General features: G+C 61.4%; 22 protein-coding genes and 1 pseudogene. 13 read left to right on the plus strand and 10 right to left on the minus strand.

What is annotated here, in order from left to right; genetic code table 11:
- Positions 1–83 precede the first annotated feature (83 nt).
- From AC0L39_RS10700 to AC0L39_RS10715, 4 genes are all read left to right on the plus strand, one after another.
- Positions 84–566: a glycine zipper 2TM domain-containing protein gene (locus AC0L39_RS10700; RefSeq protein ID WP_473257765.1), complete on the plus strand. Its 483-nt coding sequence runs from the start codon at positions 84–86 to the stop codon at positions 564–566.
- Between the two features lie 125 nt (positions 567–691).
- Positions 692–1471 (plus strand): SDR family oxidoreductase, encoded by a 780-nt coding sequence (locus tag AC0L39_RS10705; protein WP_473257766.1) that lies wholly within the window; start codon positions 692–694, stop codon positions 1469–1471.
- An 87-nt stretch (positions 1472–1558) separates the two neighbouring features.
- Entirely contained in the window at positions 1559–2149 is a 591-nt protein-coding gene (locus AC0L39_RS10710; protein WP_473257768.1) for a cytochrome b/b6 domain-containing protein, read from the plus strand.
- Positions 2142–2891: a molybdopterin-dependent oxidoreductase gene (locus tag AC0L39_RS10715; RefSeq protein WP_473257769.1), complete on the plus strand. Its 750-nt coding sequence runs from the start codon at positions 2142–2144 to the stop codon at positions 2889–2891. Before AC0L39_RS10710 ends, AC0L39_RS10715 begins: the two co-directional genes overlap by 8 nt.
- Before the next feature lie 9 nt (positions 2892–2900).
- Here the strand turns inward: AC0L39_RS10715 and AC0L39_RS10720 are convergent, their stop codons facing one another.
- A complete protein-coding gene (locus AC0L39_RS10720) occupies positions 2901–3326 on the minus strand; it encodes a DUF1801 domain-containing protein (protein ID WP_473257770.1) in 426 nt (141 codons plus the stop codon).
- 101 nt (positions 3327–3427) lie between these two features.
- Here AC0L39_RS10720 and AC0L39_RS10725 point away from each other — a divergent pair.
- Positions 3428–4676: pseudogene (locus AC0L39_RS10725) on the plus strand (class I SAM-dependent methyltransferase).
- Here AC0L39_RS10725 and AC0L39_RS10730 read toward each other — a convergent pair.
- Positions 4665–6002: an acyltransferase family protein gene (locus tag AC0L39_RS10730; RefSeq protein WP_473257772.1), complete on the minus strand. Its 1338-nt coding sequence runs from the start codon at positions 6000–6002 to the stop codon at positions 4665–4667. The pseudogene AC0L39_RS10725 and the gene AC0L39_RS10730 sit on opposite strands and share 12 nt — an antisense overlap.
- A gap of 194 nt (positions 6003–6196) precedes the next feature.
- On the opposite strand from AC0L39_RS10730, the gene AC0L39_RS10735 reads away from it, so the two are divergent.
- Positions 6197–7426 carry an argininosuccinate synthase gene (locus tag AC0L39_RS10735; RefSeq protein ID WP_473257774.1) on the plus strand — a complete coding sequence of 410 codons (1230 nt, stop codon included), beginning with the start codon at positions 6197–6199 and terminating at the stop codon, positions 7424–7426.
- Positions 7427–8320: 894 nt separating this feature from the next.
- Positions 8321–8923 carry a septal ring lytic transglycosylase RlpA family protein gene (locus tag AC0L39_RS10740; RefSeq protein ID WP_473257776.1) on the plus strand — a complete coding sequence of 201 codons (603 nt, stop codon included), beginning with the start codon at positions 8321–8323 and terminating at the stop codon, positions 8921–8923.
- A gap of 9 nt (positions 8924–8932) precedes the next feature.
- On the opposite strand, the gene AC0L39_RS10745 is transcribed toward AC0L39_RS10740, so the two are convergent.
- The 3 genes from AC0L39_RS10745 to AC0L39_RS10755 form a co-directional block, all read right to left on the minus strand.
- Positions 8933–9376, minus strand: a complete 444-nt coding sequence (locus AC0L39_RS10745; RefSeq protein ID WP_473257778.1) for a CHRD domain-containing protein — start codon at positions 9374–9376, stop codon at positions 8933–8935.
- Positions 9377–9492: 116 nt separating this feature from the next.
- Positions 9493–9972 carry a hypothetical protein gene (locus tag AC0L39_RS10750; protein ID WP_473257779.1) on the minus strand — a complete coding sequence of 160 codons (480 nt, stop codon included), beginning with the start codon at positions 9970–9972 and terminating at the stop codon, positions 9493–9495.
- Between the two features lie 440 nt (positions 9973–10412).
- Positions 10413–10655 (minus strand): hypothetical protein, encoded by a 243-nt coding sequence (locus AC0L39_RS10755; protein ID WP_473257780.1) that lies wholly within the window; start codon positions 10653–10655, stop codon positions 10413–10415.
- A 328-nt stretch (positions 10656–10983) separates the two neighbouring features.
- Between AC0L39_RS10755 and AC0L39_RS10760 the strand changes: the two genes are divergently transcribed.
- Positions 10984–12096, plus strand: coding sequence for a hypothetical protein (locus AC0L39_RS10760; RefSeq protein ID WP_473257781.1), 1113 nt, complete (start codon positions 10984–10986; stop codon positions 12094–12096).
- A 244-nt stretch (positions 12097–12340) separates the two neighbouring features.
- Here AC0L39_RS10760 and uvrA read toward each other — a convergent pair whose 3' ends face one another.
- Both uvrA and AC0L39_RS10770 read right to left on the minus strand, forming a co-directional pair.
- Positions 12341–15271, minus strand: coding sequence for an excinuclease ABC subunit UvrA (gene uvrA / locus AC0L39_RS10765; RefSeq protein WP_473257782.1), 2931 nt, complete (start codon positions 15269–15271; stop codon positions 12341–12343).
- Between the two features lie 282 nt (positions 15272–15553).
- A complete protein-coding gene (locus tag AC0L39_RS10770; RefSeq protein ID WP_473257784.1) occupies positions 15554–16120 on the minus strand; it encodes a toll/interleukin-1 receptor domain-containing protein in 567 nt (188 codons plus the stop codon).
- Between the two features lie 253 nt (positions 16121–16373).
- Between AC0L39_RS10770 and AC0L39_RS10775 the strand changes: the two genes are divergently transcribed.
- Positions 16374–16727: a hypothetical protein gene (locus tag AC0L39_RS10775; protein ID WP_473257785.1), complete on the plus strand. Its 354-nt coding sequence runs from the start codon at positions 16374–16376 to the stop codon at positions 16725–16727.
- Between the two features lie 545 nt (positions 16728–17272).
- Positions 17273–17899, plus strand: a complete 627-nt coding sequence (locus AC0L39_RS10780; RefSeq protein ID WP_473257787.1) for a lysozyme — start codon at positions 17273–17275, stop codon at positions 17897–17899.
- Positions 17900–18093: 194 nt separating this feature from the next.
- Here AC0L39_RS10780 and AC0L39_RS10785 read toward each other — a convergent pair whose 3' ends face one another.
- Genes AC0L39_RS10785 through AC0L39_RS10795 form a run of 3 tightly spaced genes read right to left on the minus strand, consistent with a single transcriptional unit; the run spans position 18094 to position 20737 of the window.
- Complete coding sequence (locus tag AC0L39_RS10785; protein WP_473262356.1) at positions 18094–18870, minus strand: ABC transporter ATP-binding protein; 777 nt, start codon at positions 18868–18870, stop codon at positions 18094–18096.
- The gene (locus AC0L39_RS10790; protein WP_473257788.1) at positions 18870–19850 is read right to left on the minus strand and encodes a FecCD family ABC transporter permease; all 981 of its coding nucleotides are present in this window, start codon (positions 19848–19850) and stop codon (positions 18870–18872) included. The genes AC0L39_RS10785 and AC0L39_RS10790 overlap by 1 nt, the downstream gene beginning before the upstream one ends.
- Positions 19847–20737, minus strand: coding sequence for an ABC transporter substrate-binding protein (locus tag AC0L39_RS10795; RefSeq protein ID WP_473257790.1), 891 nt, complete (start codon positions 20735–20737; stop codon positions 19847–19849). Before AC0L39_RS10795 ends, AC0L39_RS10790 begins: the two co-directional genes overlap by 4 nt.
- 166 nt (positions 20738–20903) lie before the next feature.
- On the opposite strand from AC0L39_RS10795, the gene AC0L39_RS10800 reads away from it, so the two are divergent.
- From AC0L39_RS10800 to AC0L39_RS10810, 3 genes are all read left to right on the plus strand, one after another.
- Positions 20904–22004 (plus strand): cell wall hydrolase, encoded by a 1101-nt coding sequence (locus tag AC0L39_RS10800; RefSeq protein ID WP_473257791.1) that lies wholly within the window; start codon positions 20904–20906, stop codon positions 22002–22004.
- A gap of 179 nt (positions 22005–22183) precedes the next feature.
- Positions 22184–22510 (plus strand): hypothetical protein, encoded by a 327-nt coding sequence (locus AC0L39_RS10805; protein WP_473257793.1) that lies wholly within the window; start codon positions 22184–22186, stop codon positions 22508–22510.
- A 115-nt stretch (positions 22511–22625) separates the two neighbouring features.
- The gene (locus AC0L39_RS10810; RefSeq protein ID WP_473257794.1) at positions 22626–24587 is read left to right on the plus strand and encodes a putative bifunctional diguanylate cyclase/phosphodiesterase; all 1962 of its coding nucleotides are present in this window, start codon (positions 22626–22628) and stop codon (positions 24585–24587) included.
- The last annotated feature ends 32 nt before the right edge of the window (positions 24588–24619 follow it).

Genomic DNA, 24619 nt, shown 5'->3' on the forward strand with positions numbered 1-24619 from the left:
GGATTCCCAACAAGCCGTTCATCTTAGGTTCGCCTTACCTGAACCAAATGGTGTTTACCCAATCAAGGGAAAGGCACTCGATCATGAAGATTCTTACAGCACTGGTTTCCGCAGCCGCACTTTCCACTGTCGCTGCTCCCGCACAAGCCGCAGAGATCGCACCAGCGATAGCTGCACCCACTTTCAGCATTGCCGGCACGTCGACGGCGGATATGGCGAAAGACCCGCCGCCCCACGCACGTGCGTACGGTCGCCGCGGCAAGGACCGCTATTACGATAGCTACGATCGCTATGACGACCGTGATCATGCCTATGATCGCCGGGGTCGCTATATCGAACCGCGCCGCGCGCGCCGTGGTGACCGAGTGTGGCAAGGCCGCGATGGTCGTTATTACTGCGAACGCGGCAATGGCACGACAGGTCTGATCATCGGTGCCGCTGGCGGCGCGCTGCTTGGCCGCGCTATCGACACACGCGGTGATCGTACAGTTGGCACCCTGCTTGGCGGTGCACTCGGCGCAGTCCTTGGCCGCGAGATCGATCGCGGCGGCGCACGCTGCCGCTAATCCGGCTGACTGGTGAAAGGTATTACGGCGCTGCCGGCCAGATTGGTCGGCAGCGCCTTTTTCATTTGCGCCGCACATCCAGTGCCAATTGAACCGGGCCGCGAGGGCTGTTAGGCCTTTGCGCAATGACCCTTCCCGCTGTCCTGATTACCGGCGGCGCCACCCGTATCGGCGCCGAAATCGCACGGGGCTTTGCCGAGGCAGGCTGGCATGTCGTCATCCATTACAATTCGTCTTCAGCACCGGCCCGGGCGCTGGCAGAATCGCTGCCCTCTGCCGAAATCGTCCAATGCGACCTATGCGATGACGATGCTGCGGCAGCGATGATCGAAGAGCTTGCGCAGCGCATCGATGATTGGCGCTGCCTCATAAATTCCGCCTCGATATTCAACTATGACAGTGCAACCTTTCTCGATCCGGCGACGAACCGGGAGACGATGCAAGTCAATGCCCTCGCCCCCGCCCGAATGGCGCAGACATATCTCGCGCATGCTGCGAGCGAAGCACAGCGCTGCGTGATCCAGATCACCGACATGAAGCTGGCCAATCCCAACCCGGATTTCTTCAGCTACACGATGTCCAAGCATGCGCTGGCCTCCACCATCGGGATGCTGGCGAAAAGCGCCGGGCGGCCTGGTGACAGGGTTTACGGCATCGCCCCGGGTGCCATCCTCGCCAGCCACGACCAGAGCGAGGAAGAAACCGAGGTCTCGCACCGGCTTAATCTGCTGCAGCGAAAGACCGGTGCGAGTGAGATCGTGGATGCCGCGCTTTTCCTCTCCAGCGGGCTCATGCGCAGCGGACAAACGTTATACATCGACAGCGGGCAGCACTTGCTGAACCAGGATCGCGACGTGATCTGGCTGGCCCGCGAGCAGGCTAGGGCGCGCCGGGCGTCGGCATGAAACGGCACGCCCTCACGACCCGTCTCTGGCACTGGATGAACGCGGTCGCGCTGGTCATCCTGTTCATGTCGGGCCTCAATATATCGAATGCGCATCGTTACCTTTACTGGGGTGATTACGGCTTTGATCCGGTACGATGCGTGGACCAGCGTCATGCGCTTTCCCGGCTGGTCGACCCTCCCGCAGCATTACGACCTCGCCGCCGCACGCGATTGGCACAGCCTCGGCGCGTGGATGTTTGCCGTGCCGCTGCTGCTGATCTGGATCGCCATGCTGGTGAACGGCCATTTCTGGCGTGATATCCGGGCATCGCGGCGCGAGTGGAGCCTGTCCGCAATCACCGGCGATATCGCGGCCCACCTGCACGGCAAGTTCGACAGCCATCAATCCAAGTACAACGTCCTTCAAAAGCTCGCATATGGCCTTGTCTACGGTGTGCTGTTGCCGATGATGATCTTGACCGGCCTAGCGATCAGCCCCGGTTTCGAGCCTGCTGCACCGTGGCTGGTGGATATGCTTGGTGGACGGCAATCAGCGCGCAGCCTGCACTTTATTTTTGCATGGGCGCTGTTCGGTTTCTTCATCGTGCATATCGTGATGCTGTTGGTGTCTCAGCCTCTTCAGAGGCTCCGCGAGATGATAACCGGCGGGCGCAATCAGGAGAACGGAAATGGCTGATATTCGGCGGCGCAGCCTGCTCGCGGGCCTAGCCGCACTTGGCACCGGAGCCTGCGCAAAGATCGCGGACAGCGGGACGGGGCAAGGCCTGTTCGACACCGCCGAAGACTGGCACCGCGCCGCCCAAAGGGCACTTGCCGGACGGCAGCGGCTAGCTCCCGAATTTACCCGCGATGACCTTTCGCCGGATTTCAAGGGCAACGGCTCTCTGACCGTCGATACGCCCGCATATCGCTCCCAGCTCGCTAATGGTTTTGCCGGCTGGCGTCTTGACGTCACCGGCCTTGTCGACACACCGCTTAGCCTGTCCATGGACGATGTGCGCGCGCTCCCTCAACGCACGCAGATCACCCGGCATGACTGTGTCGAGGGTTGGAGCGCGATCGGAGAATGGACCGGGCCGCAGCTTTCACTGCTGCTCGACCAGGCGAGGGTTAGGCCGGAGGCGAATTTCATCGTGTTTCGCTGTGCCGACAATCTGTATGGCCGCGATTATTATGAGAGCGTCGATATGGTCGATGCCTATCATCCGCAGACAATCATCGCTCACCTGCTGAATGGCAATCCTATTCCGGAGAAGAACGGCGCGCCCTTGCGGATGCGGATCGAACGCCAGCTAGGCTACAAACACGCCAAATACCTCACCGGCATAGAAGCGGTTGCAGACCTCGCCGACATTGGCGATGGCAAAGGCGGTTTCTGGGAGGATTACGGCAATTACCAATGGTACGCCGGCATCTGACGTGGAGGGTCAATCGGGCGGATATATCCGCTGCATTGCCGCCCAATCCTTCGCGATCACTTCTTCGAGCACATCCATGTCCACATCGGCGAGCTTGTTGATATAGAGGCAGCTCTTGCCGGTCTTGTATTTGCCCAGCCGCGACAAGGCTTCTTCCCGCTCTTTTGCAGCGATATCATCGCAATATCCTCCCATGAGGTAGAGCGAATGTCTGGCCTTTCGCGGACTGAAGCCGCTGCGCATCCAGTGCACTTTTCGCCCGCTGTCGTAGACGGTGCGATATTCGCCGTAGCCAATGATGCTCGGTCCCCAAAGGCGCGGCTCTTCCCCGGTTACCTTCTGGAACAGCGCGTCGAGGCGGCGCGCATCCTCGCGCTTTGCCTCCGGTTCCACCGCAAGGATGAATTCATCAACCGGCGCATCTGTCTGAGCCATTTTCAGTTCTGTCATGGGAACGAGACTAACCTATCGTTGACAGAAGCAAAAGGCGTGGCTTTGTTCCGTGCGAGGGGTCTGATCATAGACGCGAGTATTCAATGAGTAAGACTTTACTGGATAAATTCCTCAGCCGCGGTGTGAAGCGTGGCAGGCTTGGCGTGGTGTTTGCAGATGGCTCCGCGGACACATTTGGAGAGCCTGCCGAAGGCTTTCCCGAAATCGTGATCCGCTTCACCGACAGCGCCGTGCCGCGCGACATAATCATGGACCCGCGACTGGGTGCAGCAGAGGCGTTCATGGATGGGCGACTGGTTATCGAGGAAGGCGATGTCATGGGCCTCGTCACGCTCCTGCGCGCCAACAATCCGTGGGACAAGGGCGGTGATATCGGCCCTCCGAAACTCCTGCGCCGGATCGTCAATCGTGCCACCTGGGCTGCTGAAAAGGTAAACAATGCGGTGAGCGCCAAGAGCAACGTTGCGCACCACTATGATATCGGCAACGATCTCTACGCGCTGATGCTGGACGATGACCATTGGCAATATAGCTGCGCCTATTGGCCATCGGACGATATGACGCTTGCCAAAGCGCAGGCCGCAAAACTGGCTCACATCGCAGCCAAACTCGCGATCTCGCCCCGGGGACAAGGTGCTGGACATCGGCTGCGGATGGGGCGGCATGGCGATTTACCTCGCCGAGAACTACGATGTGCATGTCACCGGTATCACCCTCTCGGAAGAGCAGGCACAGCTCGCCCGTACGCGCGCGGAGAAGGCCGGAGTGGCCGAGAAGGTCAGCATCGAGCTCGTCGATTACCGCGATTTCGCCGCTGCGGGCCGCAAGTTCAACCGGATCGTCTCGGTCGGCATGTTCGAACATGTCGGCCAGCCGCAATTCGAGGCGTTCTTCGAAGCCTGCGCCAACCTGCTGACCGATGACGGCACCATGTTGCTCCACACGATCGGGCGCATGGGAAGGCCCGGAGCGACCGACGCGTTCACCCGCAAATACATCTTTCCGGGAGGCTATATCCCCGCGCTATCGGAAACGGTCGCTGCCTCGGAGAAATTTCGCCTGATCGCCACCGATGTCGAAAGCTTGCGGCTCCATTATGGCAAAACGATCCGCCAGTGGTATGCCAATTGCGAAGCCAACCGTGACGCCATCATCGCCATGTATGACGAGCGCTTTTACCGGATGTGGACCTTCTACCTCGCGGGCGCTGCCACGGTGTTCGAATATGGCAGCATGTGCAATTACCAGATCCAGTATGCTCGCAATCGCCATGCCTTGCCGATCACGCGCAGCTATATCGAGGCGGAGGAAAAGCGTCTGTTAGGAGGCTGACCCTTCGGCAATATCCTTGCGCTTCATGAACCGGTAGATCGGGCCGAAGCCCAGGAAAGCGGCTCCAATAAAGGGGAATGCGACAACCCACAGGCGGATGCCGGAGAGGCTTTCCGGGCTGGCGATACTGATCGCAGCGGTCATCGCGAGGCCGATACAGATCAATAGGACCCCTATCACGACCCGGACCTTAGGCACGGTGCGCCCTCCCCTGATCGGCCCGAATGACCTTTCATGCCGTGCAAAGATCGCAATCATCGGCAAGAGCGCGAGAATATAGAGGGCAAACCAGATCGACCGCGTAACCCACCACTCAGATGTGCCCGGAAAGATATCGAGCCCTATTCCGCCCGCGAGCCACGCGAACACCATAACCAGCACGAACGCGGTAAGGTGCCAGAGATAAACGGTCATGATCATCCCGTTCATCAGAACTGTGGCAGTCCAGACGCCGAGGCCCTCGAGCATTTTGCGGCCGATTGGCTCGAGCGCCAGCACGAGGCCCGTCTGCATGACGCCGAGCGTCAGCAAACCGATTGTCGGCGGCATCGAATTGGTGATCTCGGCGCCCGGAACACCGATCATGGCGACGGGGTACGGCCCGTAGGCGGTCAGGCCGATCAACACGGCGAGCGCCGCTGCGAACCATATGAGCGCCTTTGAAGGAGCCGAGAAAACCCCGTCCTTCCACGCAAATCCCAACTGGTGGATCCCCACCCAGACGAACAGGAAGTTGATGAAATTGATGTAAGGAACGCCCTGCGACAGGGTCAGCCAGTCGACCGCTATCGCAGCAGCGGCAAGCGCGGCAAAGCTCACCAATCCGAACCGTTTCCACGCACGATAGGTAAGCGGGGTGAGCGCGGTGACGAGCAGATACACTGCTAGGAACCACACCGGTATCAGCGCCAGCTCGGTCGCCATGCGCACCTGCGCCCGGTCCATACCGAGCTGCGTCATCCCAACCGCAAGAGCCGCCCAAAGCAGCAGGACCGGGAAAACCGGTGTTACAAGCCTCTGGACCCGGCTCGCGAACCAATCACGATAAATACCGGTCGTGCCCACTTCGGCCTTGCGCAACTGGGCCTGCCAGCTCACTCCATTGGAATAGCCTCCGACGAGGAAGAAGATCGGCATCACCTGGAAGCCCCATGTAAGCCACTGCGACCAAGGGAGGATGCCGAGCAGGTGCCCGCCCTGAACATCACCCTGCGCGTCGATATAAGGCGCAGCGACCAGCCAATGGCCGATCACGACCGCCATGATCGACAGCGCGCGCAGAAAGTCGACCCAGCGATTGCGCTCTGGCGGGGCCAGCTGCGCCATCTCGTTCGCCTTGCTCCACATGGACAACATTCATTCCCCCCTCGTGCTGCGGTACGCGCGAATATCGTCGCTCCCGGGCAAGCGAACAAGCAAGACCCGCAATTCTTCGGGGACAATCCACGCGGATTTGAGTGATTGCCACCGGGGATGCGCGCTGGTAGCCGCCTGCACCGAAACCCCGGAGACGCTTCGTAATGACGATAAGTAAACGCCAAGATATGAAACGCGTCGTGCTCGCCTATTCCGGCGGGCTCGATACCAGCGTGATCGCGAAATGGCTGACCGTGGAACGTGGCCTCGAAGTGGTCACCTTCACCGCCGACTTGGGCCAGGGCGAGGAGATCGAACCGGCCCGTGACAAGGCGCGGGCGATGGGCATCCCGGACGAGCATATCTTCATCGAGGACCTGCGCGAGGAATTCGTGCGCGATTACGTCTTCCCGATGATGCGTGCAAATGCCCGCTACGAAGGTGACTACCTGCTCGGTACATCTATTGCGCGTCCGCTTATTTCAAAACGCCTGGTGGAGATTGCGCACGAGACCGGCGCGGATGCCATCGCTCACGGTGCGACCGGCAAAGGGAATGACCAGGTGCGCTTCGAGCTAAGCGCCTATGCGCTCGACCCGAATATCGAAGTCATCGCCCCATGGCGCGAATGGGATTTGACGAGCCGCACCGCGCTGATCGAATGGGCCGAGGCGCACCAGATAGCCGTGCCCAAGGACAAGCGCGGCGAAGCGCCGTTTTCGACCGATGCAAACCTGCTGCACACCTCCTCGGAGGGCAAGGTGCTTGAGGATCCATGGGAGGAGACGCCCGACTACGTCTATTCCCGCACTGATCACCCAGAGGACGCGCCGGACACCCCCGAATATATAGAGATCGGTTTCGAGCAGGGTGACGGCGTCTCGCTGAATGGCGAGGAGATGTCGCCCGCAGCGTTGCTCACCGCGCTCAACGATTTGGGCCGCACACACGGTATCGGCCGGCTCGACCTCGTCGAGAACCGCTTCGTCGGCATGAAATCGCGCGGCATGTACGAAACGCCCGGAGGCGAGATTTACGCCCGCGCACATCGCGGCATCGAACAGATAACGCTGGATCGCGGCGCCGCGCACCTGAAAGACGAGCTGATGCCGAAATATGCGGAGCTCATTTACAATGGCTTCTGGTTCAGTCCCGAGCGCGAGATGCTGCAGGCGGCAATCGATCTTAGCCAGGAGAAAGTGTCAGGCACAGTGCGCCTGAAGCTTTACAAAGGGCAGGCCAGCGTGGTCGGTCGCCAGAGCCCGCACTCGCTCTATTCCGAGGCGCATGTGACGTTCGAAGACGATGCCGGTGCCTACGATCAGCACGATGCCGAAGGCTTCATCAAGCTCAACGCCCTGCGTTTGAAGCTCTTGGCCAAGCGCGACTCATAACACGCGCGTCCCTAAAGCTCGCGAAATTGAGGGATTGGGGTCGATTCGTTTCGAGTCGAGCGATGCGCGCAGCTCGGATTGGAGCGCAGTTGGCTGCCAATCGAGCGCGAAATGCTGTGTTTCGTTCCCGGCAAAAGCGCAATTGCGACGAGATCGATGACTTATCCACCGCCGTCCACAAGTGATCTGGGCAAAAGTGGAAAACTCACTCTTGCCAGCCTTGCGAATAATCGGATTCGGGGTCACTTTGATCATGTCTTCGGAACAAGAAGGCATTGAGAAACGGCCCGCAAGGCGCTGAATTTCAACGGCTTTGAATTCCAAGGATGCGGTGGCGACTGTCCACGCGCTGTCCGAGAGACGAGGTGCAGGAGGCTTCGGCCAAATGCAAGTCGGATCGTTTGAGGAAAGTGCGAAACGACGTCATCGGTAAGGACTGAAGATTTGGTCACTGGTCGAGGAAGCAGAAGGGTCAAACCGGAAGCAGCTGTTTGAGATCAAGGACAATACAGATCATCAGTCTCGGCTTTGCCCAAGGAGAAGCCGCGAAAACGGAAGGTTTCGGCTGGAAGGGATCGCAGCGGATCGCAAGCAAGGTCGGATGCCGGCGCGAGCGCCGGTGACAGAACGCGGGCCCTCGGGCGCGCGGAAAGACATCGGGCGCCAAGTGCAACCGGGACGAAAGCATCTTCGGATGCGGACGAAACGGAAGACCACGCGCTGGTGAGAGTGGGGTCGGCAGCAATGCCGGCCCCATTTGCTTTGGGCGTTTCAATGTCAATATGTCTGAACTTGGCGCGTCCATCTCTTCCCTCCGACCCCGCATTTCCTCAATTGATCGCACGTTATGCTCGCTTCGCACCGCCCGGATGCGCGGAAATTTGCGCGTGAAGTATGGCGATGCCAATAGTGCGTGTGATGGGAGTAGGAAACCGAGAGCGCCGCGGGGGTCGATCGCGTCCCGTATGGAGCCTGCACATCGCGGCAGCACTGGCCGCATCGTCTGGGAATGCGCCGGCTTTCGCTGACGATCCCGAACCCGGAGCAACCGCGTCCACCGCCCTCGCCGACCAGGCCCGGCCCAGCGACCCGCCGCTCATCGACGAGTTCGCCCCGTTCGTTGGCGCGCGCCCCGACCTTCAAGTCCCGCCGACCGCCGTCGACCTGTCCGCATTCGAGCCGCCTATCGAGGACCCGGTTCTGCGGTCGCTCGGCACCGGAGTCGCCTCCTATTACGGCAGGCGTTTCCACGGGCGCCGCACCGCCAATGGCGAGCGCTTCAACATGAACGCCATGACTGCGGCTCACAAGACGCTGCCCTTCGGTACCAAGGTCCGGGTGACCAACCCGCGCAACGGGCGCAGCGTCATAGTGCGCATCAACGACCGCGGCCCGTTCACACGCGGGCGCACCATCGACCTCTCCCGCGCCGCCGCCACGCGCATCGGCATGATCGCGCGCGGCCACGCGCGGGTGGAGATCGACGTCGTGCGTTAGCTCGCGGCGCTAGCTGTTCCCCAGCTGCCCGCGTATCGCACCTTGCGGGTTCGCCGCCGTGTGCACGTTGATGTAGTAGCGCTTCTGGTTCCTGGCGATGTCCTTCAGCAGCTCTGCCTCGACGATCACGCACACATCGGCGCTATCGTCTTCCGGCATCTCCAGCGTCACGACCGGCGGGCCGTTCTTGCCCTCGCCGCCCTTGTGGATATGCGCCGCTGTCACGTCATCGACGCCGTACAGGTCGAGCATGTAGCATAGCCGCCCTGCCTCCATGTCGATCTCGGCGCTGAAGTCGCCGCCTGCGTCTTCGCCCGCCCCTTTGTGGCCGACCTCGTATTCGCCGAACAGCGAGGTTCCGATGAAGACGAAGTGATCGTCGGCCAGCACCGGCGCGGCGGCAAAGGCAGCGCCGCCCAGCAGCGCGATTGCAGTCCGTTTGAGTGTGATCATAGTCCCTCTCCTTTCTCAAAGGAGACCTCAGAATACACCTCTCAGGACGTCTTCGGAAGGGGCAGCCACGCACCGCCGTGAGACACATGAGACAGTGTCCAGGGGCAAAATACCGATCACCCCTCGCAGCGCTCCTCCCCCGCCTCCATTTCGCCGATTTCCGGCAGGGCGCGCAGATCCTCGATCCCGAAGTCGAAGCCGTCGACCGCCTCTCGCGCGCGCCGGTTCGAGGCGAGCCGGTCGAGCCGCCCGAGATGCGCAAGCAGCAGGCGCGAATCGTAGCGCCGCCGGGTCGCAACCTCCTCCCCGTGGTAGAACACGGTCTCCTCCACCCCGTTGATCGCCCGGTCGGCCAGCACCGCCTCGACATGCACGCGTGCCAGCAGCAGCGCCGCGTCCCACAATGTCTCGAAGTCGATGCAGGCCTGCCGCGCGCGGTAGACCGTCGCACGCGAAACCCCCGCCCGCTTCGCCGCCGCCTGTACATTGCCCGAGGTCGCAAGCGCCCGCAAGAACGCCTCCTGCGCCTCTCGGTCAAAGGCGGTGTGCTGGCGGGTCTGAGCGAGGCTCGCGGTTACGGGGATAAGGTCTGGCATAAGAGGCTCCGGATTTCTGGGAGCCGGCTCAGGTATGCGGATTTAGCCGAGTAGGAAAATGCTAAGGGGTTACGCTGGGTCGCAGGGATGATGCGGAGAGGTTTGAGCGGGGGAGCGGGAGTTTTTGTTTGCGCAGCCCATCCGGGCCGCGATGTCCTCGCGCCTTCGGCGCTGCGGGCGGGCGGTCGCCCTTGCGGCGCTTCGCGCCGTGCTCCGCAGCTCACCCAAGGTGTAGCGCCAAGCGTCCGGGCACTAAACCGATGGCTTGGAATGGTGCGAGCCGCAGGCTCGCCAGCGCGCGACCGCGCGCCGCCGCTTATGCGGCGAAGCCAAGCAGCGCGGATGCGCTGCGCCCGGCGCCTGAGGGCGTCCAACAAACAACTCCTCTTCACCTCTTGGTGAAACCTAAGAGGCTCGCACCCGCAACCAAACACAATTTCTCAATAATGCCGAGTAGAAGCAGCCTCCCCCTCATCCTCCCGGTTCGGCAGAACACGGTAGCCGAGCAGGATCATCTCGTTGCGAGCCTGCTGGATACGAATTTCAGGCGAGGTCGAGGGGCCACCTCCGATACGCCCGGCATCGACATGCCGCTCCCACTCGCGCTGATGATCGAGCGCTTCGCGGTGGATGTGACGGTGCGGCTCACGGGAGATGGGCGGAAGGTGCGAGGTCTTGGGCATGGTGGGAGTCCTTAATTTTGCGCAGCAGATCAGTGCTGCGATTTCCTTGCTCACGCGGCCTGAAAGCCGCAGCGCTGCGGGCGCTCGGTCGGGCTTGCGGCCCTGGGGGCCGATTGCACCCTTTCCCGTACGCAGTCTGTAGTGAGTAGGAAAACCCTTACTTCGTCCGTAATGGACCTCAGGCAAAGCATATTCTTCTTTAGATTCTGCGCCTCAGATTTGGCATTTGCACCCCCACACAACCCGGAAAGGACGGAGAAAAAATTCATTTCCTACTTGAACAGTTAGGATTTAGCACCAATTGATTTGAAACAATAGGGGAACATCGATGGCAGAAGACAATGGCGAGCAAAATGAAGCTAAAAGGGAAAAGTCGAAGTCCGCGAAATCTGGTCGCGGAGGTGTTTCGAAACGAACGCACCCAACTTTTCCACTGAGAGATGCCCTTCCAGTTGGTCAATCGATAAAAGAAAACAATGCGGGCAATCCATGGCCGCCGAGCCAAGTCGCTAAATCTCTTGGCTATGGTGAAAAATCTAGCAATGTGGATTTGCTTTTTCGATCATCTGCACTTTACGGCATAACAACAGGCACGCGGGCAGCCTCTGCAATTTCTTTGGAGAAAATTGGCCGAGAACTCCTCTATGCCCCAAGTCCCCAAAAGGAGCTCGAGGCCAAGCGAAAAGCGTTTTTGAACGTCGAAATATTTTCAAAAGTACTCGAGTACTATAAGGGCAATAACTTGCCTGCGATGGAGTTTCTGTCGAACACATTGCAGAGTGAATTCTCGATACCGCCGGAGTACCATGAGGAGTTTAAGAAACTCTTCGAAGATAACTGCAACTTCGTCGAGATTGGCAATGAATGGCATGGCCTATCTACTGCCGGAAAGTCTACACGACAAACGCGAAAGGTCGATGCTCCAGATGTCATCTCATTTTCGGCAGAGAACAATCCAGACGGACTGAAGTGCTTCGTAATAATGCCCTTCTCGGAGCGCCTTTCTGATCGACCCAAGGGCTTTTTCGACGAAGTATTTGAGAGTCTGATCAAACCAGCCGCTGAAGCATCTGGCTTTGACGTATATACCGCGAATAAAGACGGGAGTGACGTCATTCAGTCTACGATAATAAACGAATTGATGGACGCTGACTTGGTCGTGGCCGACCTTACAGATCATAACCCCAATGTGCTTTTCGAACTTGGTCTGCGCATGGCAGAAGAAAAGCCAGTGGCGATCATAAAGACTGAAGATACCGGTGGCATTTTCGACGTCGACAATATGTTGCGGGTCTTCGAATACAGTCAATGCTTATGGCCAAGCTCACTCAAAAGGGATTTGCCGAGCCTCGAGGGTCACTTAAAAGCTACGTGGGATGCTAGGGAGTCAACCCGGACCTATATCTCGATCCTTCGTGCGCACGGAAAGGCTCGCCAATAGCCTTGGCCTCACTGGCCTCGAGGGTACCAACCCTTGGAATTCCTGATCGGAAGCTCGATGCCATTAGCTTTCAAGTGAGCCTCAAACACTGGCTCATACAAAGGTCCGATTCCGTCCCAATTACTTTCGTAGCAGGAGTGGCACATACTCTTCTGGTATGACCTGATGACTTTACCATCGTAAACGTGAGGTCCCATTTGGAATTCACGTCCACACAGGTCGCAATTGAAAATAAACTTTTGGCTCACTCCGCCGCCTCGCGCGCAGCGCCAGCCCCACCCTTCCCCAACATCCCCTTCAGATACCCTCCGGTAAACGACCGCTCCACCTGCGCCACATCCTCCGGCGTGCCTTCCGCGACAATCTCGCCGCCGCGCACGCCGCCTTCGGGCCCGAGGTCCACGATCCAGTCGGCGGTCTTGATCACGTCGAGATTGTGCTCGATCACCACCACGCTGTTCCCCTGCTCCACCAGCCGGTGCAGCACTTCGAGGAGTTTGCGCACATCCTCGAAATGCAGGCCCGTCGTCGGTTCGTCGAGGATGTAGAGCGTCTGTCCGGTGGAGCGTTTGGACAGCTCCTTGGCCAGTTTCACGCGCTGCGCCTCGCCGCCTGACAGCGTCGTCGCCTGCTGGCCGACCTTGACGTAGCCCAGCCCCACCTCGTTCAGCATCCGCATCTTGTCGCGGATCGGGGGAACGGCCTTGAAGAAGCTTTCCGCGTCCTCGATCGTCATGTCGAGCACGTCGGCGATGGACAGCCCCTTGAATTTCACCTCCAGCGTTTCGCGGTTGTAGCGTTTGCCGCCGCATTCCTCGCACGTGACGTAGACATCGGGGAGGAAGTGCATCTCGATCTTGATCAGACCGTCGCCTTTGCACTGTTCGCAGCGCCCGCCCTTCACATTGAAGGAGAAGCGCCCCGGCTTGTACCCGCGCGCCTGGCTTTCGGGGAGGCCTGCGAACCAGTCGCGGATATTGGTGAAGGCGCCGGTGTAGGTCGCGGGGTTGGAGCGCGGGGTGCGGTCGATGGGCGACTGGTCGATCTCGATCACCTTGTCGCAATATTCGAGGCCTTCGATCGCGTCGTGCTTGCCCGCGATGATGCGCGCGCCGTTGAGCACGCGCGCGGCGGAGGCATAGAGCGTGTCGATGGTGAAGGACGACTTGCCCGAGCCGGAAACCCCGGTGATGCAGGTGAACGTGCCGAGCGGGATGGAGGCGGTGACGGATTTGAGGTTGTTCGCCTCCGCACCCTTCACCGTCAGCTGGTGGCCGTTGCCCCGGCGGCGGTGCGCGGGAACTTCGATCTCGCGCCTGCCGGTGAGGTAGTCGGCGGTGAGCGACTTCTTCGCCTTCATGATCTGCTTGAGCGTGCCCTGCGCCACCACCTCGCCGCCGCGCACGCCTGCGCCGGGGCCGAGGTCGACGATGTGGTCGGCCTGCCGGATCGCGTCCTCGTCATGCTCGACCACGATCACGGTGTTGCCGAGATCGCGCAGGCGCTTGAGGGTTTCGAGCAGCCGGTCATTGTCGCGCTGGTGCAGGCCGATGCTGGGCTCGTCGAGCACATACAGCGCGCCCGACAGCCCGCTTCCGATCTGGCTCGCGAGGCGAATGCGCTGGCTTTCCCCGCCTGACAGCGTCCCGCTGGTCCGGTCGAGGTTGAGGTAGTCCAGCCCGACATTGTCGAGGAAACCCAGCCGCTCGTTGATCTCTTTAAGGATAGCCTTGGCGATCTGCGATTGCTGGTCGGTCAGCTTGTCATCGAGGGCAAGGAACCAGTCCTTCGCATCCGAGACGCTCATCTTTACCGGGGTGGCGATATCCGTGCCCGCGACCTTTACCGCGAGCGATTTCTCGTTGAGGCGCTTGCCCCCACACGTCTCGCAAGGCTGCGCGGTCTGGAACTTGGCCAGTTCCTCCTGCATCCACGCGCTTTCGGTCTGCATCATCCGGCGGTTGAGGTTGCCGACGACGCCCTCGAACGGCTTGTTGACCGTGTAGGTCTTGCGTCCGTCCTTGAACGTCAACGCGACCGGCATCCCGCCTGTCCCGTGCAGGATGATGAGCCGCTGGTCGGGCTCCAGATCTTTCCACGGGGTGGTGATGTCGAAATCGTAGGCCTTCGCCAGGCTGGAGAGCACCTGCATGTAATAGGGCGATGGCGGGTTGGACTTCGCCCACGGCGCAATCGCCCCCTGCTTTAAGGTCAGAGCCTCGTTCGGGACCACCAGCTGCTCATCGAACAGCTGCTTCTCTCCGATCCCGTCACAGGTCGGACATGCGCCCTGCGGCGAGTTGAAGGAGAACAGCCGCGGTTCGATCTCCTCGATGGTGAAGCCGCTCACCGGACAAGCGAACTTTTCGGAGAACACGATGCGGTTGGCGGGAATCCCCGCCCCCTTCATCGCTCCGCCGCCATCGGCCTCATCCTCGCGACCCGGCACAACTCCGTCTGCCAGATCGACGTAAGCGAGCCCTTCAGCCAGCTTCAAAGCCGTCTCGAACGAGTCCGCCAGCCGCGTCTCCAGCCCTTGCTTCACCGCGAGCCGGTCGACCACCACTTCGATGTCGTGCTTGAACTTCTTGTCGAGCGCAGGCGCTTCTTCAATCGGATAAAGCTCGCCGTCGATCCGCACACGAGTAAAGCCCGCCTTCTGCCATTCGGCCAGTTCCTTGCGGTATTCACCCTTGCGCCCGCGTACGACCGGCGCGAGCAGATACAGCCGCGTGGCCTCGGGCAGTTCCATCACCCGGTCGACCATGTTGGAGACGCTTTGCGCCTCGATCGGCTTTCCGGTGGCGGGCGAATAGGGAATGCCTACCCGCGCCCACAACAGCCGCATGTAATCGTAAATTTCAGTTACCGTTGCCACGGTCGAGCGAGGATTGCGGCTCGTGGTTTTCTGCTCGATCGAAATGGCGGGAGAGAGCCCGTCAATATGTTCGACATCGGGCTTTTGCATCATCTCCAGAAACTGGCGCGCATAGGCGCTCAGCGATTCAACATAACGCCGCTGCCCCTCGGCATAGATCGTATCGAACGCAAGCGAGGATTTGCCGCTGCCTGAAAGGCCCGTGACCACGATCAGCGCATCGCGCGGCAGGTCGATATCGACGCCTTTGAGATTGTGCTCGCGAGCACCGCGGACTGAGATTTTCGTTAGGGCCATGCCTGGTGTTTGTTCCGGAAATGTTCACAGTGTCAAGAGCGCGCCGACAAGTCTCGGAAATGCCACCCGCTTTGGTTGAGCGAGCGGTGCGCGCGATGGTTCCATTCAGATAGGCGCTCGGCGGCGGATTTCCATGCACGCGACCGCGAGAGCAGTTATGGTTTACAACCCCTATAATTGAGCGCACATCTCGGTGTTGAAGCCGGAGCGGGTCGCTCAAGCATCCGGCTGGCATCGGTCACGGGGGTCCGGTTGCTCGACGCGGCCTGGAAGATCACCAAGTCACTCCCCTTCGAACCGCGGGATCGCATCAACGCAGCAGAGCGCGTGCCGCGCCATCCGCTTGCCATCGCCGGTTTCGCGGGCATCGGCAGCGAGCGGGGAATCCTCCGGCTCATCCGTAATCGTCATGTCCGGCGCGACCTTGTGGGTCAGCGCTTTTGGAAAACATTCGGCAGCCGTGCTCCCCGGCTCGCCATCGACGATCAGCGCGAGGATTTTGCCGGGATTGCGGTGCGTCTTGAACCACGCAATCTCGCGGTTGACCCATTGGGACTTGGCCGAGTTGGGCGAGCAGACGACGATCAGGAACGCCGAATCCGCCAGCGCCGCTTCGACAGCCGCACCGATGCTCGCCCCGGCTGCCTCCTCCTCGCGGTCCTTGAACAGCGGATGAAGGCGCGCCGGGACAGGGCCATGCGCCTTGTCCTTGCCAATCAGCGCCCTGGGCGTGCGGTAGGTCTCAATCGCGTGCTGGAGCCACTGGCCCCACTTCGCATCGGCCCAGCTGTAGCTGATGAAGGCCTTGTAGCGATAATCGCCGGGCGACGTGCCTCGCTGTTCGCTCATATCAACCTCCCTTCAGCTGATATCAGGACCCTGCATGTTTGCTCGGGCACCCACCGCGCGACACCGCTGGATAGCTTACGCTTTTTCGTGAGAGGGGCAAATGGATCGCTGCCGGATGGCGGCCGAGACCGGCAAACGTTGCATAAATGCGCCGGAGCGAACCCTTCATGCGGCGAACGGGAGGCCCTTTATCTCCTCTTCGGGCTAGAGCGTGCTAAGGATGTTGGCGGTGGGAAATATGAGGGGTTGTTTCATGCCAAATTTCGTTTCCGCCAAATCACTCGCCATCTCCGCTGTATTCAGCGCTGTTGCCGCAATTGGCCTTGCCGGCGCAGCCACGCCAGCTACCGCCTCGTCATGCAATCCCGACGATTGCGGCAAGGGCAATCTGAGCGCTGAAGAACTTGCCCGCGACCGGGCCGAAATCCGGCGACTCAACCGCGAGCAGCTGCGCTACGTGAACCGCCGCGATGCCGAATATGCCAAAGGCTGGGCTGCCACGCGCAATCACAAGGCGGAAATGGACGATTACGAGCGCCGGATGGCCGCGTGGCGCGACGCGGTGCGCCGCTGCCGCAATGGCGATTATCGCTACTGCGCGCGCTGACAGAACCGCAAAATCAGGAATTCTTAACCATACCTCTCGGGCGCGGTACCGCTTGGACCGTGCCTGAGGGACGATGAAGTGTGGACCTTGTTCCCCAGTTCACCCGTTGATTTAATGAACTGAAAACAAATGGTTTTCGTTTTGCGGAGCGTAATTTTACCGCGGAATTGGAAACCGGACAGAACAAGGCGAGCACCGGTCTGCAGCGCGGCATCACAGCATACTGCGATTTTTGAAGTCGGTGACTCCAAGGAGAACCGACAATCCAGACTGCCACTACAAGAATTCCGAGCCCCGCCCTTTCCACCACCCAGCTTCCCGCATCCAGGATTTCCGCAGAAACAGTTTCTGCTCGCGAGCCCGGTACGCCTGCCCCCAAGGACCCCACTTGGCTTCGCAAGAGGCGATTTCTGAGGCATTTCCGCGAGCGTTGGGCCAAGCGCCGGGAACGCCGCCGCGGTCCCTCATATTCGACCAGCACGACCGCCCTGACGCGCGCCAACGGGCTGACACGTCCACCGAAAGGAAAACGCAAGCGCACAGCGATGGCACTCGGTGTAAGCGCGGTTGCCCTCTCGGGAACCTCCCAGCTTGCGATGAGCGCGTCTCCCATTGCTGCACAGTCGCAGATGGCTGAAATCGAGGACGCTGCCGAATATGACCTCGTCGATCCAACGGAGCGCCGCGATGCAAGCGAGCTGACCGCAAGTGATGCCCTTATAGAGGCGATGATCGAGGAAGAGGGTGTGCGCTATGACGTCTACCGCGACGTTGCAGGCTACCCAACCGTGGGTGTCGGGCACTTGCTGCTTCCGGAAGACAATCTGCGCCTCGGCGACACCATTACGCATGAACAGGCGCTCGAGTTTCTCGAAAGCGATATCGCCAAGGCGGAAGACATCGTAAAACGCCTGGTCGGTGAGCTGCCAATCAACCAGCACGAATTCGATGCACTGGTCGACCTTGCCTTTAACGTTGGCGAAGGAAACCTCTCGGAGCGAAAAAGCCCCCGATTGAACAGCGCCATCGAATCGGGCGACTATGAACGTATTGCCGAGGAGCTCAATTACACTTCCGCAGGCAGCAAGGTTGCGAAGGGACTCGTGTACCGCAGCGAACGCCGCCAACGGATCTTCCTGTCGAGCGATTATCGCGATCCGCGTGAAGTTTAATCGGTCCCTCCGGGGGAGCCCTACAGGAAACCTGTAGTTCCACTTAGTGCATATTACCGTAGGGTCGAAGGCCTCTTAGCAAGGTTTGCCAAGACGCCTTTCGGGTCGCACCAAAGGGTCGCCGTAGTGGCAGCTCAAGAGATACAGAGCGCGCCGTCCCCCTACCCCGGGGCGGCGCGTTTCTTGTGTGCGGGCTATCGGGTCGAGTGCGCGCCGGTGATATCTGCAGCGGCGTCTGCGGCTATCAGCGCGCGTGCTCCAGGCTCTCCGATCCAGCGGGTTTCGACATCCCAGCCGCGCAGGATCGTGCCCGGATCGAGAGCGACATCGGGCGCGCCATCGGCGATCATGCGGCCTTCCCTCAGCGCAATCACCCGGTCAGCATGGTTCATCGCCAGCGCTAGGTCGTGGAGAACGATGACAACGCCCTGCCCCTGCGCCGCGCAGTCCTTCAAATGGGCAACAAGGTTCAACTGGTGCGCGAGGTCGAGCGCAGCGAGCGGTTCGTCCGCGAGTATCCAGTTCGGCTCTCCGGCAAGCACGCGGGCGAGCAGCACGCGCGCGCGCTCGCCTCCCGATAGCTGGCTGGCGGGACGGCGGCGCAAGTGGTCAAGCGACAATGCGGTGATGGCGGCCTCGATCGCTTCCTCGCCCCGGTCGCGGTGTGGCAGGCGTCCCAGCGCGACCAGGTTCTGCGTCGCCACGTCCCAGGCAATCTCGACGCTTTGCGGCAGGAAGCCGAGCAGGCGCGCTCGCTGTGCAAGCGGCAAGTCGGCGAGCGCTTCATCGCCAAGCGAAACTTTCCCCTCCGCCGGGTCGAGCAATCCGGCAAGCGCCAGCAGCAGGCTCGATTTGCCTGCCCCGTTCGGCCCGACAATCGCCGTGATGGTGCCCGGCGCAAGGCTCGCCGAAACATCATCGAGGACCCGCACTCCGCCGCGATCGAGCGCCAGCGCGTTTGCCGAAAGCATCATAGCCGCCCCCGTCGCATTCTCAGGAGGAGCCAGAGGAAGAACGGCGCGCCTATCAGCGACAGCACAATGCCGAGCCGCAATTCGGTCACCAAGGGCAGCACCCGCACAGCGCTATCGGCGAGCAGCACGAGGCATGCACCCGCAAGCGCGCTTGGCAGGATCAGGCTCGATGGCAGCCGGTCGGTGAATGGGCGGACAAGGTGCGGCACGATCAGACCGACAAAGCCGATGATCCCTGCCACCGCAACGCCTGCGCCCACGGTCAGGCCCACACCGGCGACAAGCAGCCCAAGCAAGCGGTGCGGATCGACTCCCATCGAGCGCGCGGCATCCTCACCCAATGTAAGCGCATCGAGTGACCGCGCGGCCAGCGCGAGGACAAATATCCCGGCGATGATCAGAGGGGCGGCGATTGTGACTTCACGCCATGATCGGTCGGTCAGCGCGCCATTGAGCCACAATACGATCTCGCTCAGGGCAAAGGGATTGGGCGCAAGGGTGATAGCGAGCGCCGTGAGCGCACCTGCGAGGCTCGCGATCATCAGGCCCGCGAGGGTAAAGAGCGCAAGACCTCCGCCTGCGCCCGAAGGTGTGCGGCCCGCGATCAGCGCCAGCAACGCCATCGCCAGACCGGCTCCGGCGAGCGCGAATGCGGGCAGGCTCCATGCCGCGATTGCAGGGGGTAGCAAAGCGCCCACCCAGAAGCTCGCAACCGCTCCCAGCGCCGCCATTGGGGCAATGCCGAACAGGCCCGGATCCGCCAGCGGATTGCGCAGATATCCCTGCATCGCAGCTCCAGCCGCGCCCAGCCCCGCGCCTATAGTAATGGCCAGCACCGCCCTCGGGAGGCGCAGCTCCATCAGGATTATCCCAGCATTCGGCGTGGCGGCAGGGTCGATCCAGACCCGGCCTGCAAGCAGCGAAAGCGGCGCCAGCACCGCGAGCAGCGCGGCGAATATCAGGCTCGCGCGGTTCATTTGACACCAGTTTCTATCGAGGTGCGCAGTTCCTGCAAGCGTTCCCCGAGGGCAATCAGCGAAGGGCCGCCGCAATAAAAAAGCGAGGGATCGAGCGCTGCAATCCTCGTGTCATCAAGCGCGGCGAGCGCGGGATGCCTTTGGCCGGTACTCGTGCCCGCGACAAGAACGAGGTCGGGCGGATCGGCGAGCAGGCGTTCAAGCGACACGTAATCCCCTTGCACAAACCGGCGCGCAGAACCCCGGGCCTCGCCGCCGCGTGTAAAACCGGCCTGCGCGAGAACCTGCGTCACCAGCGCGCCCTCGCCCGCGACGATCTGGCCCGATTGCCACAGCAACGTCTCGACATCGCCGTGCTCCTTGCGTTCGCGCGTCAGGCGGGCCTGCGATTGCTCGATCCGTTCGATTAGCGCGGCTGCGCGCGCACGTTCACCGCTCAGTGCCGCCAGCCGCTCGATCTGCGCAAAGCTTTCCTGCGGGCTGCCGGGATTGCCAAAGGTCTCGACCCGCACCCCCAGCCGCTCGAACGCGGCCTTGGTGGCGGGCGCGATGAAAGTCGATGCGAGGACGATATCCGGTTCCAGCGCGAAGACTTCCTCGGCAGTGCCGCCGGTAAAGGCATATCTGGCGGCAACGCCGGGCGCGAGCGAACTCGACGCAGGATCGCTGCTGTAATGCGATAGTGCGAGGATTTGCTCGGGCTGCGCTACCTCTACGAGGACCGCATCGCTACACGGATTGAGGCTGACAAAGGTGGGTCCGCCTGCCCCTGTCTGCGAGGCGTGACTTTCAGCCACCTTCCCGCACCCAGCGAGCGATAGGGCGGCCAGGCACAGGGCGAACAGGCGGGTGGACCCGGCGGATGTGGCTTGCAGTTTCAGCGGCATGACCCCTCTTCGCCGCGATAAGGGTGCGCGCCGCGATGGGCAAGCCGTGTCTGGAACCGGGCGCCTGGCCTGCGTTAACACGCCCACCGCGAGTGTCTGTATCCGGGACGCCGCGCCCGGCGCGCTCGCCAGTCCCCGCCATCACGCCTACGCGCAAAGGCGCGCCATGAAACCGACAGACATCCTCACCGCGATCCGCAACTTGTACGCCAGCCGCGCTCCCGCCAGCGCTGGCTCGATCCACGCGCGTATTGCGGCCCTCCTTGCAGTGTTGACCGTCCCAGCCATCGCTGCGCCGGGGGAATTCGGAGCGTTGGCAGGATCGGCTCCGGCTGAATCGGAGCAGACGGCGCGCAACCTTGCAGCCGTCTCTCCAATGCCGTTCGAGCAGGCCGGCAAGAGCTTTCCAGGCTCGGCGTTCTTCTACCTCGCTGACCCACCCGAGCGGTCGCTTGTCGCGCTGCCACCTGCGGGCCCGCTCGACACCGATGCACAGGGCGGGCAGCAGCTCGGCTCGCTCATTGATGCAGGGCCGCCCGCGCGGCCGTTTTTCTCCGCGTCAACGGGTATGGCCCGCGACCGGGCGCTGGAATGCCTTGCACAGGCGGTCTGGTACGAAGCTGCCAGCGAAAGCGAGGCCGGACAGCGCGCTGTGGCGCAGGTGGTGCTGAACCGCGTAGCTCATCCGGCTTGGCCCGGTAGCGTGTGCGGAGTGGTTTACCAGGGATCGCAGCGCAGGACCGGCTGCCAGTTCACCTTCACTTGCGACGGCAGCCTTCGCCGCGCAGCGAGCGGTTCAAGCTGGCACCGCGCCCGCGAAGTTGCCGCCCGTGCGCTTTCGGGAAGTGTCTACTCCGCCATAGGTCACGCAACGCATTACCATACGCTGTGGGTCGATCCAAAGTGGGCAAGCTCGCTCGACGTGATCGGCACGATTGGCGCTCACCGGTTCTATCGCAATCGCGGCTCTGGAGGCGAGAAGGCCGCGTTCACCGCACGCTATCGCGGTGCCGAACCCAGCGTGCGGGGCCAAATTGCCGCACCAGCAGCACCCGAGCTCGCGCCGCTGACTTCCGTCATTCCCAGCGCCATTCCTGTGACCGAGAATGAAGGTGATCCCGTCGCGGCAGCGCCGGTGACGGCAAAGCCGCAATACGGCTCGGTCGGCGAGGTGAAACAGGAATATGCGCGCGCGGGTCAGTGGAAAGCCGCAGAGCCCCGCCCGGCTAGGGGAGACACATCGGCAGCGGCTGAGAAACCCGAATAGATTCAGCGTCCCAGGGGGTAAGTTAACTCCTTGGAAACCGTGTCAGCGAACCAAGCCTTAGCGCCCGGTGCCTATAGCTGCCGCCTCGCAGAAACACGAAGCGCGACCTGCCTGAAACTCCGCCACGGCTCCCCGCCATGCATCAGGTCGTTACGCGCTCAAGCCAGGATAAAAATCCCATGTCGATCCGATTTGCCGCCCCGAAATCCCCAGGGCGTTCTCCGGCGTGCTCGCCTGTTGCCCGCGCGATGGCGCGGCGCGCGGTTGAATGCGCTGCCAATGACAATGGCGACACGGGAGAATCCGACCAGATGCTGCGCGCAGCCCTGCGCCATTTCGCGGCGCATGGCCTCGGCGCAGCCCGCGCGGCCCGCGACGAGGCCGAGAAGGCATTCTTTGCCGGTGATCGCCAATCCTATGACTGGTGGCTTGGCGTCACGCGCACGCTGGACAAGCGCATGGCCCTTGAAGCGGGCTATGCTATGCCCGCATCCGATCTTGGTTAGCGAGCGCGTTTCGCAACACCGCACCACCGCGCAGAATCCGCAGAATTCTGCTGATTATCTCGGTAAGCATCGCGTTAACCTGTGCTTGACGTATCTAGGTTAATCCAGACGCGCTATGAAAGCGTTGAGGACACTCGCGAGACTTCGCACGCTGCGTTTGGAGCGTGACCGTTCGGACAAGCTGTCCGCGCGGGTGCGGCGATTGCTCGTCAAGACACTCTACACACAGCCCGGCAGCCTGGCGATCGGCGCGCTCAACGGCGTTGCGGCCACGGCGGTTGCAGCCTGGCTTTCGGACTCGCCCGAATTGTGGATCGGCAGCGCTGTGTTGACCATCATCGCGGTAGCCCGGGTCACCGCCGCGCTGGGGATATCGCCGGATTCCAAGAATACCAGCACTCAGACTTTGGAAGTTATTTATGAGGTCGGCGCATTCAGCTACGCGTTCGCAATCGGTGCGATCGCCGCGCTCACCATCTGGCTGGGCGCGAGCGCCGAAGTCGAAGTGCTGATGGTCGCCAATGCGGTGTGTTACGGCGTTGCCGTCGCCGCGAGAAATGCCGGGCGGCCAAGCATCGCGATCGGACAGCTTACCCTCGTTTGCCTGCCGATCATGTTCGTCGCTCTGGCGACGGGGACGCTGGCCTATCTCACCCTGTTTGTCACCATGGCCCTGCTGCTGCCCGCCATGGCCTCCATCACCATGAACATCTTCAAGGTGCTGCGCGATTCCATCTCGTCTGCCGAAACCAGTGCGAAACTGGCCGAAAAGATGAAGGTCCTCGCCCGCACCGACGTCGTCACCGGGCTCGCCAACCGCGCCGGCCTGAACCATGCCATGGTCGAGACGATGATGCAGATCGACGAGGACCAGAACCTTGCACTGTTCTGGATCGATCTCGACCGGTTCAAGGAGGTCAACGACCTGCTCGGACATCCCGTCGGTGACCGCGTGCTCAGCGAAATCGCGCGCCGGCTCACGGAAATCTGTCCGGTAGATTCGACCGTCTCACGCTTTGGCGGGGACGAGTTCGTCGTGTTTACTCCGGTGGAAGACCGCAAGCAGGCAGAGCTTCTTGCAAGCGAGATCCACTGCGAGATCATGCGCCCGGTCCGGATCGATGGCGACCGGCTCGAAATCCGCGCTTCGCTCGGCGTTGCGCTGCTCCCGGAGGACGGCGCGGACAGCGATACCCTGATGCAATGCGCCGACCTGGCGCTCTATCATGCCAAGGTCGGGGGACGCGCGCAGACGCAATTCTTCGATCGCTCAATGACCCGCGACCTCGTCAGGCGACGCGAAATCGAGGACGAGTTGCGCGCTGCCCTGCAACGCGATGAGCTCTCGATCTTCTTCCAGCCGATCATCGATCTGGAGACTGGACGCATCCGGTCTTTCGAAGCTCTCGTCCGCTGGTTCCATCCGGAAAAGGGCGAATTGAAGCCAGACGAATTCATTCCAGTGGCCGAAGAGACCGGGGTGATCGTCACGCTCGGCAACTGGATCACCGCGCAGGCGGCCCGCGTTGCAGCGCAGTGGCCAGAGGACATTACCGTCGCGGTCAACCTCTCACCGCTACAGATCAGAGCGCCGGGCGCTGCACTTGGCATTCGCAACGCACTGCGCGAAGCCGGGCTCGATCCTCACCGGCTCGAATTCGAGGTCACCGAAAGCCTGTTCATCGAAGACAATCACGCGACGGCAAACTTCATCCAGGAATTGTCGATGATCGGAGTGAAGTTCGCCCTTGATGATTTCGGGACGGGTTATTCATCGCTCGGTTACATCAACAAGTATCCGTTCAGCAAGATCAAGGTCGACCGCAGCTTCGTGTCCGGCGCGAATGTCGGGCGCAAGAGCGATGCGATCATCCGCGCAGTGGCAGAAATGGGATCGACCCTCGAAATGGATATCGTCGCCGAAGGGCTCGAGACGATCGAGCAGGTCAAGGCGGTACGCGAGGCCGGCTGTACGCTTGGTCAGGGCTTCTATTTCAGCCGCGCTGTGCCCGACTACCTCGCCGCGATGCTGCTGGCACAGGAACGCGATGGCGATACCCAACAGGTGATCGTCTAGGGCGCTGCCCCTCGGGCCCAGCTGGCCGAGAC

Source organism: Erythrobacter sp. K21-9 (genome assembly GCF_055808355.1).

Excerpts from the sequence above, each read along its gene's own strand:
- AC0L39_RS10700 (WP_473257765.1), top strand. The coding sequence starts at position 84 with ATGAAGATTCTTACAGCACTGGTTTCCGCAGCCGCACTTTCCACTGTC.
- AC0L39_RS10705 (WP_473257766.1), top strand. The coding sequence starts at position 692 with ATGACCCTTCCCGCTGTCCTGATTACCGGCGGCGCCACCCGTATCGGC.
- AC0L39_RS10710 (WP_473257768.1), top strand. The coding sequence starts at position 1,559 with ATGCGCATCGTTACCTTTACTGGGGTGATTACGGCTTTGATCCGGTAC.
- AC0L39_RS10715 (WP_473257769.1), top strand. The coding sequence starts at position 2,142 with ATGGCTGATATTCGGCGGCGCAGCCTGCTCGCGGGCCTAGCCGCACTT.
- AC0L39_RS10720 (WP_473257770.1), bottom strand. The coding sequence starts at position 3,326 with ATGGCTCAGACAGATGCGCCGGTTGATGAATTCATCCTTGCGGTGGAA.
- AC0L39_RS10730 (WP_473257772.1), bottom strand. The coding sequence starts at position 6,002 with ATGGCGCAGCTGGCCCCGCCAGAGCGCAATCGCTGGGTCGACTTTCTG.
- AC0L39_RS10735 (WP_473257774.1), top strand. The coding sequence starts at position 6,197 with ATGACGATAAGTAAACGCCAAGATATGAAACGCGTCGTGCTCGCCTAT.
- AC0L39_RS10740 (WP_473257776.1), top strand. The coding sequence starts at position 8,321 with ATGGCGATGCCAATAGTGCGTGTGATGGGAGTAGGAAACCGAGAGCGC.
- AC0L39_RS10745 (WP_473257778.1), bottom strand. The coding sequence starts at position 9,376 with ATGATCACACTCAAACGGACTGCAATCGCGCTGCTGGGCGGCGCTGCC.
- AC0L39_RS10750 (WP_473257779.1), bottom strand. The coding sequence starts at position 9,972 with ATGCCAGACCTTATCCCCGTAACCGCGAGCCTCGCTCAGACCCGCCAG.
- AC0L39_RS10755 (WP_473257780.1), bottom strand. The coding sequence starts at position 10,655 with ATGCCCAAGACCTCGCACCTTCCGCCCATCTCCCGTGAGCCGCACCGT.
- AC0L39_RS10760 (WP_473257781.1), top strand. The coding sequence starts at position 10,984 with ATGGCAGAAGACAATGGCGAGCAAAATGAAGCTAAAAGGGAAAAGTCG.
- uvrA (WP_473257782.1), bottom strand. The coding sequence starts at position 15,271 with ATGGCCCTAACGAAAATCTCAGTCCGCGGTGCTCGCGAGCACAATCTC.
- AC0L39_RS10770 (WP_473257784.1), bottom strand. The coding sequence starts at position 16,120 with ATGAGCGAACAGCGAGGCACGTCGCCCGGCGATTATCGCTACAAGGCC.
- AC0L39_RS10775 (WP_473257785.1), top strand. The coding sequence starts at position 16,374 with ATGCCAAATTTCGTTTCCGCCAAATCACTCGCCATCTCCGCTGTATTC.
- AC0L39_RS10780 (WP_473257787.1), top strand. The coding sequence starts at position 17,273 with ATGGCACTCGGTGTAAGCGCGGTTGCCCTCTCGGGAACCTCCCAGCTT.
- AC0L39_RS10785 (WP_473262356.1), bottom strand. The coding sequence starts at position 18,870 with ATGCTTTCGGCAAACGCGCTGGCGCTCGATCGCGGCGGAGTGCGGGTC.
- AC0L39_RS10790 (WP_473257788.1), bottom strand. The coding sequence starts at position 19,850 with ATGAACCGCGCGAGCCTGATATTCGCCGCGCTGCTCGCGGTGCTGGCG.
- AC0L39_RS10795 (WP_473257790.1), bottom strand. The coding sequence starts at position 20,737 with ATGCCGCTGAAACTGCAAGCCACATCCGCCGGGTCCACCCGCCTGTTC.
- AC0L39_RS10800 (WP_473257791.1), top strand. The coding sequence starts at position 20,904 with ATGAAACCGACAGACATCCTCACCGCGATCCGCAACTTGTACGCCAGC.
- AC0L39_RS10805 (WP_473257793.1), top strand. The coding sequence starts at position 22,184 with ATGTCGATCCGATTTGCCGCCCCGAAATCCCCAGGGCGTTCTCCGGCG.
- AC0L39_RS10810 (WP_473257794.1), top strand. The coding sequence starts at position 22,626 with ATGAAAGCGTTGAGGACACTCGCGAGACTTCGCACGCTGCGTTTGGAG.